This window comes from Carnobacterium sp. AT7 (assembly GCF_000171855.1).
GTDB classification, from domain to species: Bacteria; Bacillota; Bacilli; order Lactobacillales; family Carnobacteriaceae; genus Carnobacterium_B; species Carnobacterium_B jeotgali.
Window position 1 is genome coordinate 17,698 of sequence record NZ_ABHH01000010.1, and the last position, 15,066, is coordinate 32,763.

Below are 15,066 nucleotides of genomic sequence, written 5' to 3' on the forward strand. Positions count from 1 at the left end.
TTCATCATTTTTCTACCTCTAATAAATAGCTTCTATGAACGCTTCTATTTCTTCAACAGCTGCCATTTTATAGCCACCATGTATCTTTTGTATTTCATTTATCATGGCTTTGCCTACTCCTTCTCCTCTAAAAGAAGGAAGAACCGCTAAATGTTGAATCAAGAACTCATTTTCTTGAACGTTAATTCCGATTACTCCAATATATTTTTCTGCTTCTTTCCATAAATACATCTCCCAATTAGGATTTTGCTCATAGCGTTGCATCGTTCTTTGGAGTTGCTTTAAATCATGCTCTTTTGGCATATAAGACACCAAACCTAAGGCAACTTTATTGTAAGCATTTCTATACTTCACTAGCATCAGATACCACTCCTACTCATCCAAACCTTTTCTAACAAGGTATATGTTTATGTCTACTGTCTGCAGTTCTTTTAATTACAGTAAAAGATTACCACAGATCTTTTTTTCATCCCACCATAATGAACCTATTATTCTTTTTTTAAAATAGAAATATCATCGTTAATGCTCACATTAGTTGATTTCTATTTTTAAACTTTTCATTACATCCAATGTTTCCTCATGCAATTTTTCAGTCGTTCCTATACATAAATCTTCCAATACTCTAACAGTTGCAAGCGGAAAAGAATTGTGGAGCATGATGGCATTGGACAATACACATACATTGGTTTCTACTCCAACAAAATCAATGACTCTATCCGGATCATCTTCATACATATTTCTTAATTTTTCTGCATCTTCAGGTGAAATAGCATGAAATTTCTTGTTAATGCCTTTATGTTCTTTCAAAGCTGCTTTTAACGGACCAAATAATGCCATACCCCACTTTTTTTCTTCATCCGAACGATGATCATTTTCTAAATCATGCTGGTTTATTGTGTAATAAATAGGCTCCCCTTTTTCTTCTTGACGATGAATTTCCTCAATAATTTTTGGTACAATCTTTGCGGCATTCGGTACCGCTAAAATGCCTTTTTCATTATCCACAAAATCATTTTGCATATCAATGACAAACAACATCCAATCTCCTCCATTTATTTATCTAGTTACTAAAAAAAGCCGCACTGCTGTGCAACTTTTTTAGTAACTAGTACAGTTTTAACCAACATTAGTGATTTTTTGGTTGGTTTGAATCACTAAAAGTAGCATTTGTTCCTTCAGGTTTCACCACAACTCCAGGTAGGATAGGGTTCCCGTCAGTCCCCGAAACCATCGTATTACCCGCTGGTACAGTTACAATTGGTTTGGTTCCTTCATTTGATGTCGTATGATTGGTTTCATCATCAACCAGCACCACATATTCTCCATTTTTAATAGCTGTGTTATATGTTTCAGTCGATTTTTTATCAAACCCGTATTTTTTTAGTGGATTATCCTCTTCATCTTCATTTGAAAAAATATTTTTCACCTTTTCCCATACTGAAGGTTTACTTTCATTGGTTAGAACAGCATCCACTTCAGCCAATGTTTCAGCATGAATGGCTTCTATTTTTTCTTTTTTTGCTACTACAGTAATGTTATCCCCTCTATGTCCTTCTTTTAGTAATTCATCAATTTTACTTACCGTTTCTTCTAGCGTTGGATAAGCTCCTTGTATTTTTTTCATTATCACTCCACACCTCTCAATTTTTTTGCTATTTGCTTGTCCTAATCATATCAAATAAAACAACCGCTTCCAAAGAATACGTTTTTCTATTTTTTCCTCACTTTCAGTCTCAATTACTATTCAAAAAAAGCTCTTAAGTGCTACAATAGAACAAGAGCAAATTGGTATAGAAAAATTAATGGAATGATTTTAAGGGGGTAATGAATATGGGAAGACATTTTAATAAAATTGGATTAGTTGCCCTTACGTCATTTGCAGTGTTAAGCGCATGCGGAAATGATGAAAAAGGGAATGGTAATACTGGTCAAGAACAGCAAATTTTACAACTTGCAGCTGAATCAGAAATGGATACAATGGATACAACTATATCCACTACAAACTTTACACCGATGAACAATGTTTATGAAGGTTTGGTTACGTATGATTTAGAAGGCAATTTAGTTCCAGGCAATGCAGCCAATATGCCTGAAGTTTCTGAAGATGGTGTCACGTACACCTTTACGCTACGCGATGATGCGAACTGGTCAAATGGCACACCTGTTACAGCCGATGATTTTGTCTTTGCTTGGAAAAGAATGGTGAATCCAGAAAATGGATCCGGATATGCTTATTTGTTTTCAGGTATTGTAAAAAATGCTGAAGCTATCCTAAATGGTGAAGCAGAAGTAGATACATTGGGTGTTGAAGCACTTGACGATAAAACATTAAAAGTAACATTAGAAAAACCCGTTCCTTATTTTCTCGATGTCTTAACAATTCCATGCTATTTCCCACAAAATGAAGCTTTTGTAACCGAAAAAGGTGAAAACTATGGCTTAAATGCAGAAAATGCTATCTATAATGGACCATTTACATTGGCGGATTGGGATTCTGCTTCAGGAGATTCTTGGAAATACATGAAAAATGATGAATATTGGGATAAAGATACCGTTCAACTTGACGAAATCAATACTCAAGTCGTCAAAGAAGTGGGAACTGGACTTAATCTTTATGAGTCTGGCGAGTTAGATTCTATTGATTTATCCGGTGATTTTGTCGCTCAATACACAGAAAATCCTGATTTTAAAACGAATGACAAAGCCTGGATCTATTACATCGAGGTCAATCATGATGTTCCCGAATTAGCGAATGAGAATATTCGTAAGGCTTTAACTTATGCCATTGATCGTCAGGGATTTACTGATAATGTACTCTTAAACGGGTCTCACTCTATTTTCGGACATGTTCCAAACGGCTTGGCTAAGAACCCTGAAACAGGTGCTGATTTCCGTGAAGATGCTGGGGATGTTGTACAATATGACGTCAATATAGCCCAAACGGCTTGGCAAGCTGGCTTAGAGGAATTAGGTGTAGACACTGTTACACTAGAGTTAACAACTTCGGATTCTGAAGACAGTAAGAAGTTAGCTGAATTCCTACAAAGTGAATTGCAAAATAACTTACCTGGATTAACAATTGACATTCGTCAAATGCCTGATAACTCAAGACTAGATAATATCAAATCGGGTAATTACCAAATCGCTACTTCTTATTGGTTAGCTGACTTCGCGGATCCAATTAACTTTGTTGAACGTTTTGATACCGATATTAATCGTGGTAATTATTCATTTGAAGACATCGACGCACTTGTAGATCAAAGCAATCAACAATACGATGATGCCTTAGCAAGATGGAACACGCTGATTGAAATTGAAAAAGTAGCCTTGGGTGAACATTATGTTGACGTTCCAATCTACCAAACAGCAGAAGCTTACCTTGAAAAACCTTTTGTAAAAGATATTTACCGTCCTGTTTTCGGTAGTCGCAGCTTCAAATATGCTTCTATTGATGATACTCAAACAAATTAAACGATAACAATCTTAAAAAACGCTCTTTTCATTTTAATGAAAAAGAGCGTTTTTTTGACATAACTCACTATCTGAGAATAAATGATATTATTCTTATAGATTTTACGATATACTCAGATTATAACTAGTTTTAAGGAGAACATTAAATCAAATTAAAAATTGTAACCGATTCAACTGTTGAATTAACTGAAGAAGAAGTATCTCGCTATGGTATTACGATTGTTCCACTATCCTCTATGATTGATAATGTGGTTTATCATGATGAGATTGAAATAACAAATGAAGAATTTTTACAAAAAATGAAACAATCATCTGAGTTACCAAAATCTTCTCAACCTCCAGTTGGGAAATTTTTGGAAGCGTATAACGATCTAACGGCTGATGGTAGTGAAGTTTTATCTATCCATGTAACTGAAACGTTAAGTGGGACTGTTCATTCGGCTCATCAAGCTGCCGGTTTATCAAATGGAAAAGTAACCGTTATCGACTCTGAATTTTGCGCTCGCGCACAAGCGTTTCAAGTTCTTGCTGCAGCTGAATTTGCCAGCACTGCTTCGACAATGGAAGAACTATTAACTCATTTAGAAGATATCAAATCAAGAACTATTCTCTATATCAGCATTGCCAACCTTGAGAACATGATAAAAGGCGGTCGTATCGGAAAAACGATGGGTAAATTGACTTCGCTAATGGATATCAAAGCAACTTTACAAATGACTAATGGGAAACTGCATTCAGATTCAAAAGGACGCGGAACGAAATCTATCGTAAAACGCTATAAAGAAATCTGTCAGACTTTACATGATGCTCCAAAAAAAGTTCATGCCATTGGTTTTACTCACATTGGTATGAGCGACTATTCAACCACTATTTTAGCTATGTTAAAATCAACTTTTCCACATGTTGAACCCATGGTGTCTTATGCTTGTCCTAGTGTAATGACTCATGCTGGTCCAGATGCCATTTCAGTGCAGTTTTTATTAGAAAAATAATGCCTATTTAATTCCATAGTAAAAGCCAATCTATTCCTAAATTTATAGGAATGGATTGGCTTTTACTGTAGATAAAGAACAACTATTTTACTTATTAAGTTACTGAGTCTTATTCCTCTTTGAGTACTCGTGCTAATAAACTTTATTCGATTAGCAAATTCTGATTGGGATAATAAATTAGAAGGACCAATATACTTCTCTACTTTATGAGCTTTTATCCTCCAAGCTATCATTTCAGTCGTCATTTTTTTTATTTCTGAAAATAACAACCACCTGATGATTAAAACACTCACAGAACGATAATTGCTAGTCCTGAATTGAAAAAAGCAGAAAAAATTAATCAATAGTAATAAAGGTAGAAAGGTAAAATAGACATTTTATTTGTCATTTCGGTAATGAGTAATTTTAATGAATAATCTTATAATTTATAACATATTTTTTCATTTTAGCTATCACTTGATAGCTTACTTTAGACGGGCAAAAAGTTTTTTTCCATCACCCATCTTCTCATCCTAAAAAAATTGAAAGGTAGCCTTAAAACAAAGAAAAAGCCTCAAAAAAACTAATCTATTTCATCTAGTTTTTTTGAGGCTTTATTAAAATTTTTTTCACCTTATATTGGAATCATTTCTTACTATCAGTCATTTTCGACAGATAAGAACTCACCAGTTTCAGCATTCAGATGCACATCTACTTCATTGTTGCCTTCTTCAAATTCACCTGTAAACAATGGTGTTTTAGTGTCATCATCTGCTTCTAAGTTCCAAGAAACAAGTACAGCATTTGGAGCTTCTTTCTCAGATTTGGTAATTAATTCATCAATAGCCATTAAATCATCGACCATCAATTCTTGATCATCAAAGTCTGCATCTTTCTTTTCTGTGTTGTTTTTTGTTTCTTTTCCATCTTCAGCATTTACTTCCCATTCAATTTCTTGCGTATCATCGAAACCATTAATTTCAAATGTGTATTTACCAAAATCTTTGTCAAAGTCAATTGAAGAAATAGCAGCGTTTGGATAAGCTTCTTGGAAATCAGCAATAGCTTGTTCATAGGTTACTGAAAAACTTTTCCCTTCAAAGTTTTTAGATGCAGATGATTCAGAACTAGCTGATTCTGTTGTTGATGAACTTGCCATTGAATTAGCAGTTGATTCTTTTGTCGAAGTTGCTGAATCATTCGTTGTCGTATCTGTGCCACCACATGCAGCCAAAAGAATAAGTGCACTTCCACTAATCATTCCTACTTTTAATTTCATTTTCATAGTATCATCTCCTTACTGCTATAATACCAAATTAGACCAAATTTTGACACAAATGTGCTTTTAATGACTAAAAATCAGCCTCAAGTTGTAGTTGTTTTCTGTGTTTAAAAAGGTCATTCTCTTTTTTAGTGTTTAGCTTTTTTCAAGTTCCGATTTTAAGAATTTTGCCAATTCTAACATCGCATATTTTTCAGCCATTTTTTCAGCATCTGCATTATAGTTGGTATTTGTATTTACATCATATGCATACGCTACTCCATTAACATCAAAAATAAATTCAACAGCCGCAACGTCAATTTTTTGTTCCTTTAGAAACTGTTCATACAGCTTAATTTGGTCAATCGGTAGGGAATCAATAATCGTAAACTTATTGATTACTGGCACATCCCCAATTTGGCAGCTGTCTGCTGGGCACAACTCAAATCCATCACTTGAATCAACTTTCACCGCATAAAAGAACTTCCCGCCAATAAATTCAGAACGGACAATCGTTCCATCAGCTGGCTTAATGTATTCTTGAATTAAACTGATTCCATCAATTGAATCTTCAAATTCTGGTCCATAAACATACGTTTTTAATTCTTCAATAGAATTTAGTAACCGGACTCCTAATCCTTTTCCTGCACGGTTGTGTTTGATAATAAAAGGAAATTTATTTAGTTTTTCAGCTGCTTTAAGAATATGCTTTTTACCAACTGCCCCATATGTCTCAGGAGTTTGGATACCTTGTTTTTGTAGGGCTAAATGCTGTTTTAATTTGCTTACTTCTAACTCAATGGCTTTTGTCCCATTAAACACAGTAGCATTATGGCTTTCTAACCAAGTCAAAAGATTATCTGTTAACTCAGGTGCATAACGGTGTCCGCGAGTATGAGATGAAGCACTCATACGATTATAAAAAATTCCTTCCGGTGGTTCTTCTTGAATATCAATCAACCCATCAGATAAGTCCCATAATTCATAAGGTGCATTAATTTCGTCTAAACGCGCTGTCAAATGTCTCGTCCAATCATTGTTTTCATGAATAATATAAATTTTCTTCATTTTATTCTCTCCTCATATCCATTTTAAGTTGCATTGTTTATTTGCTTACTTCAGCTACTTCTTTTTTGTAGTCTGATTGTTTATCATATCCAAATGCGTCTTCTGACTGAGCAATAAGAACGGGGGCTAAAGCATTCCCTACCACGTTGACGGCAGAACGGCCCATGTTGATAAAGAAATCGACTGAAACCATCAATGCCACTCCCTCAGCAGGTAGACCAAGTTGTGTCGCTGCCGCCAATAATACGACTACCGCTCCTGAAGGAACTGTCGCGATTCCTTTAGTAACGATTGTTAAAAATAAAACCAACGCAACTATTTCGCCAAATCCTAGTGTTACATCATAAATATTAACAATAAACATGGTCGCTAAGCTAATGTAAACACATGCTCCACCTAGATTAAATGAATAGCCCAGTGGTGTTACAAAAGCAGAAACAGATGGCGATACACCAAATTTTTTTAAGCGATTAATTAAAGAAGGCAAGACAACGCTTGAACTTCCTGTCGTAAATACAACTACGACTAAATCGCTAATTTCTTTTAGCATTGTAAAGTAAGGAACATGGAAAAACCAAGCAATGATTGGAAAGATAATCAAAATAATGATTATGAATGCTAGGTACGTAAATAAGACAAATTGTCCTAAAGAAAATAGATTTTCTATCCCATATGCGGCTATATCATAGGCCAAAAATCCAAATACCCCAATGGGTGCGAAAGAAATCGCATAATCTACCATCTTAAACATCGCTTGAGACCACGATTCAAAAAATGAAATAACCGGTTGCCCTTTTTCACCGATAGATACTAAAGCCAAACCAAGAAAGATACCAAAAAATATGATTGGCAATAGATTTCCCTCTGCAAAAGCTTGAAAAATATTACTCGGTACAATACTCAAGAAAAAGCTTTGAAAGTCGATTCCACTTGCAATGCCATCCAGCGATTCAGTAGAAATAGCCCCTGTTTGAAAGTTACTGCCGATCCCAGTCCACTTTCCAGCCAAAATACTAAGAATAATCAACCCTGTAGTAACCGTGAAGAAATAGATAAATGATTTACCTGCTACTTTTCCAAAAGTTTTTGCATCACTAATATTAACTATCGCTAAAATAATGACCGGAAAAATAAGCGGTACAATAATCATTTGAATCAAGTTCATAAAAACTGTGCCAAGTATTTCTAATTGAAGACCTAGTGTTTTACTGAAATAACCGATTAGTATACCCGCCAATCCTCCAATAACAACTTGTAACATGAGGCTTGGCCTTTTTATTCGTTTACTATTTGCTAACATTTTTTATTTTCCTCCTAATTGATTGAATAATCTGCACAAAAAAAGTGCATGAGCGATAGACACTCATGCACAGTTGATTCATCTTTAGACTAAATTACGAGAGTCCTATACCTAAAAAAATAGACTATTTCTCTTGTAATTGATTATAGAGCTAACCTTTATATGTTTAGACAGAAAGAAGCTCTAAGAAAGATGATGACTGATAACATGAGTGGTTCATACAACATGGACAACACAACATGTTTAAACAGTTCATCTTTTTCATTCTAGCTTCCTCCTTTTAATTTTTTTTATTTCTTTAATGGTGAGCGCTCACCTCTTAAAGTGAATTCATTGTAACAATGTGAAAAATGAATGTCAACCGTTTACTTTGGACCAGCTTTTCGTTGACTACATTCAGTAGACCATTTTTTGGGGCTTTAAACCTTCTTGCTACACTTTTTCTACTAGTACCTTTTTTTGCAAGTTTTGAGCGTCTTTTACACTAAATGACGTACTATCAATGTGCTGAACTTTGCTCGCTGAACACGCGGTAGCAAACGTTAGAGAGTCTACAAAACTTTTTTTCTGCGTTAAACTGGCTAAAAAAGAACCTACAAAACAATCCCCAGCTCCTGTATCATTTTTAACAACGATAGTCGGAGGACTAATTTGGTAAAACTCGTTTCCATGTCCACATAAACTGCCTGAACCACCTTGCGAAACGATGACGTAATCAATCGTTTTTGTTAATTCTTTTACAGTATCCAACAACGATTGCCCATGATTGGCAAGTTCTAGTATTTCAAATCGATTCGGTTTAATGAAATTCACACCTGCTTTTACGGCAGCTTTTAATGCTTCACCCGAGAGATCACACGCAATAAAACAGCCTATTTTATTTAGTAAAGTTATTAGCTGTTCTAAATCCTTAATCTCAAACCCTGGAGGCATGGAACCTGCAATCAATACAGTGTCCTCAGGTTTTACTTTTTCTTCAACTTTATCTACTAACAACGATTTATCGTAACTTGAAACTTCGTATCCTCTTTCAGTGATAAGAATGCTGCCGCTAACGCCTTTTTCTACTATTACATAACTTTCTCTAGTTGGTTTACCGTAAACATCCACTAGGTCATGGTTAATATTTTTTTGTTCCAATATTTTTTCTAGTTGCCTTTTATTTGTTGTTCCACAAAAACCTAATGCTTGATTTTCTACTTCTAATTTACTCATAGCATAAGAACCATGATGCCCTTTACCGCCTAAGTCATAAGCAACGCTCTCCAAGCGGTTGTTTTTCTCTTTAGTCAATATCTCTTCAAGGTATAATAACCGGTCGATAGTTGGGTTTAATGTAATGGTATAAATCATCTAATATCCTCCTCTTTTTGAAGCTGATAACTTATTACGAAACTTATTATAACACTTAATTAACTCGTTTACATATTCAACCCTTTTTATGACCTTTCCAAACAAAACAACATACTTTTATCCTCGTTCTTGTACCGTGCATGATACAGTGAGTCCCATTTCCTGCTCCACTTTAACGTGCAACTAGCTTGGACGATACAGTGAAGTCCTTTTCATCTCTCACTGTATCGTCCAGAACCGTTGCATGATACAGTGAGACTCATTTTGCGCTTCACTTGTTCATGCAACCAACGGACGTTAGTTGTCATAAAAAGAAACAAAGGAATCGCTATTAGACGAAAATGCGCCCGAGCAGTTGTCTAAAGCCAAAAAAGTTCATTGCATTTTTGCAATGAACTTTTTGGGACAGATTGCTACCTTAACTCCAGTCTCTTTGTTCTTTGAATGTTAAATCAGAGTCAACCGAATAAAAGCAAAACAAACAAATGCCGACAATACTGCTAAAAAGCCGCTAATACTAAAAAGGATAACCGCTAAGTGAGGAGTTGTTCCTTCTTCAGCAGCTTTCAGCTCCACATTTTGCTTCATCGTCATAATACCTAAAATAATGGCCATAATATTTCCAGTCAATACATTGCTGCAGATAAAAATAAGCATGGTTCCTCGCCAAACTTTCTGACTAATCTGATTTTGTGCAGCTGATAAAATAACAAACCAAAATAGTGACAGCAATGCCATTAACAACATTACAGGGTTCATAGGTTGACTCGTCAAGTAAACTGAGAAAGCTTCTCCACTTAAATTAGCATTCACAGCAAAGTACACAAAAAAGATAACCGGTGCTAAAATCAAATAACTACGTAGAAAGAAAAATGGCTCAAACTTACTTTGCAAACTAGCTAAACTTTGTTTCATCTTAGTGTTCCTACCTTTCATCTTTATTTTGTTGATAATAATCAAAATAGGCTCTAAATAAAGAATCAGTGACTTGAAAAAGCGGTAAAAACGAAAAAATATCTTCTCCATTCAATGGGATTGATGTTGCTTGAAAATAAAGATTATGGGTCGCCATAGACGCTAATTTGTTGTTTCTTAAATTAGTGATCGACAAAATCGGAACCCCTTTCAATTTAAGCATATTCATCTCGTCTTTAGCTTCTTGGATATCGCCGCTTAATGATAAAACAATCAACAAATCATCTTCTGTGATTGTTGATGCTACAGCCATTTGCAATTCTCTTTGAGCAGAAAGAAGAATAAAAAACTTTTCTAACGGTACAAAATTGCGTCTGAAATCAGACAAAACATCTCTTTGACCCCAACCTGTTCCATAACAAAAAATACGTTTAGCACCATGAATTTCTTTTAAAATCGGCGTTAATTCGGTTTGATTGAATAACTTTGAAGTTGCCTGACTATCCAAACTTTGCATTGAGCTGAAATTCACTTGTGTCTCATTCCTTTGCACTTGTTCGGAATCATTTTTCAAACTGTATTTAAACTCACTAAATCCTGAAAAGCCTAATTTTTTTGCCAATCTTACAATGGATGATTTCGAAGTATGAGTTTTTTGACCCAATTCAACAATCGGCATCGTTTGACACTCATTTTTATGCTTCATAATATAAGATATGATTTGTAAATCGTTTTCATTTAGTTCATGGTAGTGTTGATTAACAAGTACTTCTAAGTCCAACTAAATCTCTCCCTACTATTAACAATGTACAAAAAAATGGAGTCGGTTATCTCTCCATTTTTTTGTATACATTATTATAGCATATGATTATTTTAATTCAGGCCAGAAGTCTTTGTTAGCTACAATTAAGTCATCTAGTATTTGTCGAGCTACACGAGCATTCGGCACAACCTTAGAGACAGTTAGTGCTTGCCATAATTTTTGGTAAGACTTTTCTTCCCATGCTTCAACGACTAATTTTTCAACGGCTACTTGTTGTTCCATCAATCCTTTTTGGAAACGAGGGATTTCTCCTTGATTGATCATTTCAGGACCATTCGAACCAACAATACAAGGAATTTCTACCATAGCTGTTGGATCAAAGTTAACAATTGCACCATTATTTGGTACGATTAGTAACATTCTTTCACGGGTGTTGTATGCAATTGCTCTAGCTAAATCAACGATATAAGAAGCATGATCATCAGTAACTAATTTTGCATCTTCAGCTGTTTTAATATTTGCAATACGATTACATTCAGAGAATACTTGTTTTTCACGGTGATCCATCACTTCATTTGCACGAGTGTATTCAGGATTAGCTTTTTCAGCTTCATCTTGTGAGAACAAGTAGTACTTCAAGTACGTATTTGGTAAAGTATTCGGATCCAAAGCAAACGTTTCTTTTGCTTTGCCGTAAGTATGCATCCAGCTTGGTTCAATGTCTTCACCTGGAACACCTTCTAATTCTCCTGGAGTAACATAACCATGTTCTGCAACGTGTTTTTTGATCGCTGGCATCAAATCATTGCCGTCTTTATCGCGAATATCGGTCCACCAACCAAAGTGATTTAAGCCATAATAACGAACCGTAATTTCTTTACGGCTCTTCAACCCTAAAATTTCAGCCATACGGTGTTCAATTCCAACGGGCATATCACAAATATTAATGATTTTGCTGTTGGGTCTTAATTTTCGAGTCGCTTCTGCAACGATTGCTGCTGGATTCGAATAATTCAGCATCCACGCATCTGGTGAGTATTTTTCCATGTAATCAATCAGTTCTAATACTCCTCCAATTGAACGCATGCCATAAGAGATTCCGCCTGGTCCACATGTTTCTTGACCAATCACGCCATATTTCAAAGGAATTTTTTCATCTTGTTCACGCATCGCGTATTTTCCTACACGAATATGCGCCATTACAAAATCAATATCTGTAAAAGCTGTTTCTGGGTCAGTAGTAGCTAAAAACTCAATTTGAGGAGCACGTTCTTTCAAAACGATCTCTACAGCATCTGCGATTTGTTTTTGTCTTTCTTCATCATTATCATAAAACTTGATTTGGCGAATCGGGAATATTTCCAAGTTTTCTAACAACATCATAATGATTCCTGGTGTAAATGTGCTTCCGCCACCTGCTACTAAAATAGATTGTTTTTTTAAAGTCATCTTTATCTACTCCTTTATATTTCCTATTTTTAAACGCTTGGTTCTGTTTGACTATCAGTATCTACTACGATTGGATCTCTTTTCATTTCATCTTCAAAAGCGTCTCTTACTTGGGGAACATCTAATCCAACAATCACTTGGAACGCTTTACCTTTACGAACAACTCCATGAGCGCCTGCTGCTTTAAAGAAGCCATCTTCTTTAACAAGGTTTTCGTCTTTAACGGATACTCTTAATCTCGTAGCACAATTAGTTACATCGGCAATATTAGCTGTACCGCCAAGTCCTACTAAATAGTGAGCTGCACTATTTGCATAAGCACCGCCTGCTGGAGCTGTTTTTCCATTTGCCTGTCTTTCACGGTAGTCTTTTTTAGAATACATCTTAACTTCTTCTTCTAATTCTCTACCTGGTGTTTTAATATCAAACTTTAAGATAACAAAACGGAAGACAAAGAAGTAAATAACACTGAATGCTAGTCCTGTTCCAATCAACGTTAAGACTGTCCCAAGATGATTGATTGACATGGGAATGATGAATTGTGTCACCATTGTAATCAATCCGCTACCTACATCGCCCACAACACCAAAGGCATAAACAGTTGCTCCCAAAGTTGCTGCTAAAGCCGCATGAATTAAGAACAATTGTGGTGCAATAAATAAGAAAGTAAATTCAAATGGTTCAGTGATTCCTGCAAGTACAGCTGTTAAAGCTGTTGGGATTAATAAAGCCAATGTTTTTTTCTTTTTAGCAGAATCCGCTGTTGCGTAAAATGCTGCTGCTATCCCAAGAGGAGCAAAGATTTTCGAAACATTGTGCAATCCGAATCCACCAGCTGGGAATAGTTCTTTAAGTGGAACAGTTGAGGAAGCAAAATCGCTTAAATTATTCAGCCAATAAGCTGTAATCCCACCTTCAACAACTGCTGGACCATAAATGAATGGTTGATAAATGAAATGATGCATTCCAGTTGGGATCAATAATCGTTCCAAGAATACGTATAACCAGACACCTAGTGTTCCTGATGAGGCTAAGAAACCTTGCATTGAACTAATTAATCCTTGAATAATAGGCCAGCCCCACGCTGTTAAAAAGGCTAAAGGAAGCATGAGGAAAAATCCTATCATAACCACTAACGAAGACCCTTGGAAAATACCTAAGAAATCTGGTAATTTAGTTTCAAAGAAGCGGTTATGTAACCAGACAACAATTGCAGCAACTAGAATGGCACCAATTAAATTGGTATCTAATGTTTTAATTCCAGCAATCATTTTTATTCCGCTGTTTCCGCCGGCTTCTTGAGTGAAGTCTACGCCAAATGTTGGCCCCATCAAATCAAGAATTTTTCCAACAAAGTTGTTAAATGTCATATAAACTACGACAGATTCCAAAGCTGCTCTTCCACTAGCTTTTTTAGCTAATCCAAGAGGTAAACCAATAACAAATAGTAACTCCATTTGATTGAATACAGTCCAACCACCGGATTCAACAATTGACCAAAAGTTTGCCCACATCGTACCCGAATTTGCGATGCTTCCTACAATCAGTGTGTTTTGAAGCATAATAGCAATAGCTAATATAATACCTGAGAAGGCAAATAATAACACTGGAGTAAACATCGCGCCACCAAATCGCTGTAATTTTTGCATCATGTTCTTTTCATCTCCTTATCATTTTTATGAAATCGCTTCCATAAACAAACTATAGCATTTGGTTTTTTTAGGTTCAATACTCAACCCGTTAAAAAACTCAGCGTTCCTTAATGGGTATTTTTTCCATTTCCCGGGAAATTTCCCACCCAAAATTGGGATTGCGACAGTCACTTATTTCAAAAGTATCACTCAAAAAAGAGCTTTAAATCAAAGATGAATCATCTCGATTTAAAGCTCTTTTTCTAATTTTAGTTGAAAAATCAACTTTTCAACTGTTTAGTCTTCAGAAAGTTCTTTTTCTGTTACCCATTTGTGATTTTTAACTGTATCGCCACCTGTTGTAGGTTCATAATCAATCATATAAATGGTTGTTGTCTCTGAAGCTTCAATCGTTGCCGGCGCATCGTCCATTCCTTCCATATGATCCGCTTTTAATGTTACTTCAGTACCATTTGCGATCACTTCATCTTGAGCCTCTTCAATTTCTTCTTGTGTGACCCATTTATGATTTTCAACTCTTTCTGAACCAGTCGTTGGTTGATAGGAAACTTCGTATACAGTTGTATTAAAAGCCCCTACAATCGTAGCTTCAGCACCTTTCATTCCTTCCATGTGGTCAGCTTGAATGACCACTGTACTACCTACTTCATATTTTGGATCTTCAGCTTTCTCAAGATCCGCTGGTATTTCACCAGAATCGTTATGCATCATACCCTCCATGTTCATGCTTGTTGAACTGCTTGATTCTGAAGAAGCCGTATCGGTTTCTTCATTTCCTGTTCCACATGCTGCTAAGGTTAACGCTGTAGCTAAAGTTGCAACCGTTAAATAAATTTTTCTGTTCTTCATTCATTTCCCATCCT

Annotated in this window: 14 protein-coding genes; 2 read left to right on the forward strand and 12 right to left on the reverse strand. The window is 35.6% G+C overall.

Annotated elements, in window-relative coordinates:
• Positions 1-18: 18 nt before the first annotated feature.
• From CAT7_RS05345 to CAT7_RS05355, 3 genes are all read right to left on the reverse strand, one after another.
• Positions 19-360, reverse strand: a complete 342-nt coding sequence (locus CAT7_RS05345; RefSeq protein ID WP_007722875.1) for a GNAT family N-acetyltransferase — start codon at positions 358-360, stop codon at positions 19-21.
• Positions 361-531: 171 nt separating this feature from the next.
• Entirely contained in the window at positions 532-1,038 is a 507-nt protein-coding gene (locus CAT7_RS05350) for a cysteine hydrolase family protein (protein WP_007722877.1), read from the reverse strand.
• Positions 1,039-1,126: 88 nt separating this feature from the next.
• The gene (locus CAT7_RS05355) at positions 1,127-1,624 is read right to left on the reverse strand and encodes a general stress protein (RefSeq protein ID WP_007722880.1); all 498 of its coding nucleotides are present in this window, start codon (positions 1,622-1,624) and stop codon (positions 1,127-1,129) included.
• Positions 1,625-1,830: 206 nt separating this feature from the next.
• Here CAT7_RS05355 and CAT7_RS05360 point away from each other — a divergent pair, with 206 nt between their 5' ends.
• Both CAT7_RS05360 and CAT7_RS05365 read left to right on the forward strand, forming a co-directional pair.
• A complete protein-coding gene (locus CAT7_RS05360) occupies positions 1,831-3,471 on the forward strand; it encodes a peptide ABC transporter substrate-binding protein (RefSeq protein ID WP_007722883.1) in 1,641 nt (546 codons plus the stop codon).
• A gap of 158 nt (positions 3,472-3,629) precedes the next feature.
• On the forward strand, positions 3,630-4,463 hold the full coding sequence (locus CAT7_RS05365; protein ID WP_232208114.1) for a DegV family protein: 834 nt from the start codon (positions 3,630-3,632) through the stop codon (positions 4,461-4,463).
• A 637-nt stretch (positions 4,464-5,100) separates the two neighbouring features.
• On the opposite strand, the gene CAT7_RS05370 is transcribed toward CAT7_RS05365, so the two are convergent.
• From CAT7_RS05370 to CAT7_RS05410, 9 genes are all read right to left on the reverse strand, one after another.
• Positions 5,101-5,727: a PepSY domain-containing protein gene (locus tag CAT7_RS05370; protein WP_007722896.1), complete on the reverse strand. Its 627-nt coding sequence runs from the start codon at positions 5,725-5,727 to the stop codon at positions 5,101-5,103.
• A 132-nt stretch (positions 5,728-5,859) separates the two neighbouring features.
• The gene (locus CAT7_RS05375) at positions 5,860-6,771 is read right to left on the reverse strand and encodes an ATP-grasp domain-containing protein (RefSeq protein ID WP_007722899.1); all 912 of its coding nucleotides are present in this window, start codon (positions 6,769-6,771) and stop codon (positions 5,860-5,862) included.
• A gap of 37 nt (positions 6,772-6,808) precedes the next feature.
• On the reverse strand, positions 6,809-8,071 hold the full coding sequence (locus CAT7_RS05380) for a dicarboxylate/amino acid:cation symporter (protein WP_007722902.1): 1,263 nt from the start codon (positions 8,069-8,071) through the stop codon (positions 6,809-6,811).
• 432 nt (positions 8,072-8,503) lie between these two features.
• Entirely contained in the window at positions 8,504-9,424 is a 921-nt protein-coding gene (locus tag CAT7_RS05385) for a 1-phosphofructokinase family hexose kinase (RefSeq protein WP_007722905.1), read from the reverse strand.
• A 447-nt stretch (positions 9,425-9,871) separates the two neighbouring features.
• Positions 9,872-10,339 (reverse strand): hypothetical protein, encoded by a 468-nt coding sequence (locus CAT7_RS05390; protein WP_007722907.1) that lies wholly within the window; start codon positions 10,337-10,339, stop codon positions 9,872-9,874.
• A gap of 10 nt (positions 10,340-10,349) precedes the next feature.
• Positions 10,350-11,120 (reverse strand): MurR/RpiR family transcriptional regulator, encoded by a 771-nt coding sequence (locus CAT7_RS05395; protein WP_007722910.1) that lies wholly within the window; start codon positions 11,118-11,120, stop codon positions 10,350-10,352.
• A gap of 87 nt (positions 11,121-11,207) precedes the next feature.
• Positions 11,208-12,551, reverse strand: a complete 1,344-nt coding sequence (locus CAT7_RS05400) for a 6-phospho-alpha-glucosidase (protein WP_007722914.1) — start codon at positions 12,549-12,551, stop codon at positions 11,208-11,210.
• Between the two features lie 29 nt (positions 12,552-12,580).
• Positions 12,581-14,203 carry an alpha-glucoside-specific PTS transporter subunit IIBC gene (locus CAT7_RS05405; RefSeq protein ID WP_007722916.1) on the reverse strand — a complete coding sequence of 541 codons (1,623 nt, stop codon included), beginning with the start codon at positions 14,201-14,203 and terminating at the stop codon, positions 12,581-12,583.
• Positions 14,204-14,479: 276 nt separating this feature from the next.
• Positions 14,480-15,052 carry a YdhK family protein gene (locus tag CAT7_RS05410; protein WP_007722918.1) on the reverse strand — a complete coding sequence of 191 codons (573 nt, stop codon included), beginning with the start codon at positions 15,050-15,052 and terminating at the stop codon, positions 14,480-14,482.
• Positions 15,053-15,066 lie beyond the last annotated feature (14 nt).

Excerpts from the sequence above, each read along its gene's own strand:
- CAT7_RS05345 (WP_007722875.1), bottom strand. The coding sequence starts at position 360 with ATGCTAGTGAAGTATAGAAATGCTTACAATAAAGTTGCCTTAGGTTTG.
- CAT7_RS05350 (WP_007722877.1), bottom strand. The coding sequence starts at position 1,038 with ATGTTGTTTGTCATTGATATGCAAAATGATTTTGTGGATAATGAAAAA.
- CAT7_RS05355 (WP_007722880.1), bottom strand. The coding sequence starts at position 1,624 with ATGAAAAAAATACAAGGAGCTTATCCAACGCTAGAAGAAACGGTAAGT.
- CAT7_RS05360 (WP_007722883.1), top strand. The coding sequence starts at position 1,831 with ATGGGAAGACATTTTAATAAAATTGGATTAGTTGCCCTTACGTCATTT.
- CAT7_RS05370 (WP_007722896.1), bottom strand. The coding sequence starts at position 5,727 with ATGAAAATGAAATTAAAAGTAGGAATGATTAGTGGAAGTGCACTTATT.
- CAT7_RS05375 (WP_007722899.1), bottom strand. The coding sequence starts at position 6,771 with ATGAAGAAAATTTATATTATTCATGAAAACAATGATTGGACGAGACAT.
- CAT7_RS05380 (WP_007722902.1), bottom strand. The coding sequence starts at position 8,071 with ATGTTAGCAAATAGTAAACGAATAAAAAGGCCAAGCCTCATGTTACAA.
- CAT7_RS05385 (WP_007722905.1), bottom strand. The coding sequence starts at position 9,424 with ATGATTTATACCATTACATTAAACCCAACTATCGACCGGTTATTATAC.
- CAT7_RS05390 (WP_007722907.1), bottom strand. The coding sequence starts at position 10,339 with ATGAAACAAAGTTTAGCTAGTTTGCAAAGTAAGTTTGAGCCATTTTTC.
- CAT7_RS05400 (WP_007722914.1), bottom strand. The coding sequence starts at position 12,551 with ATGACTTTAAAAAAACAATCTATTTTAGTAGCAGGTGGCGGAAGCACA.
- CAT7_RS05405 (WP_007722916.1), bottom strand. The coding sequence starts at position 14,203 with ATGATGCAAAAATTACAGCGATTTGGTGGCGCGATGTTTACTCCAGTG.
- CAT7_RS05410 (WP_007722918.1), bottom strand. The coding sequence starts at position 15,052 with ATGAAGAACAGAAAAATTTATTTAACGGTTGCAACTTTAGCTACAGCG.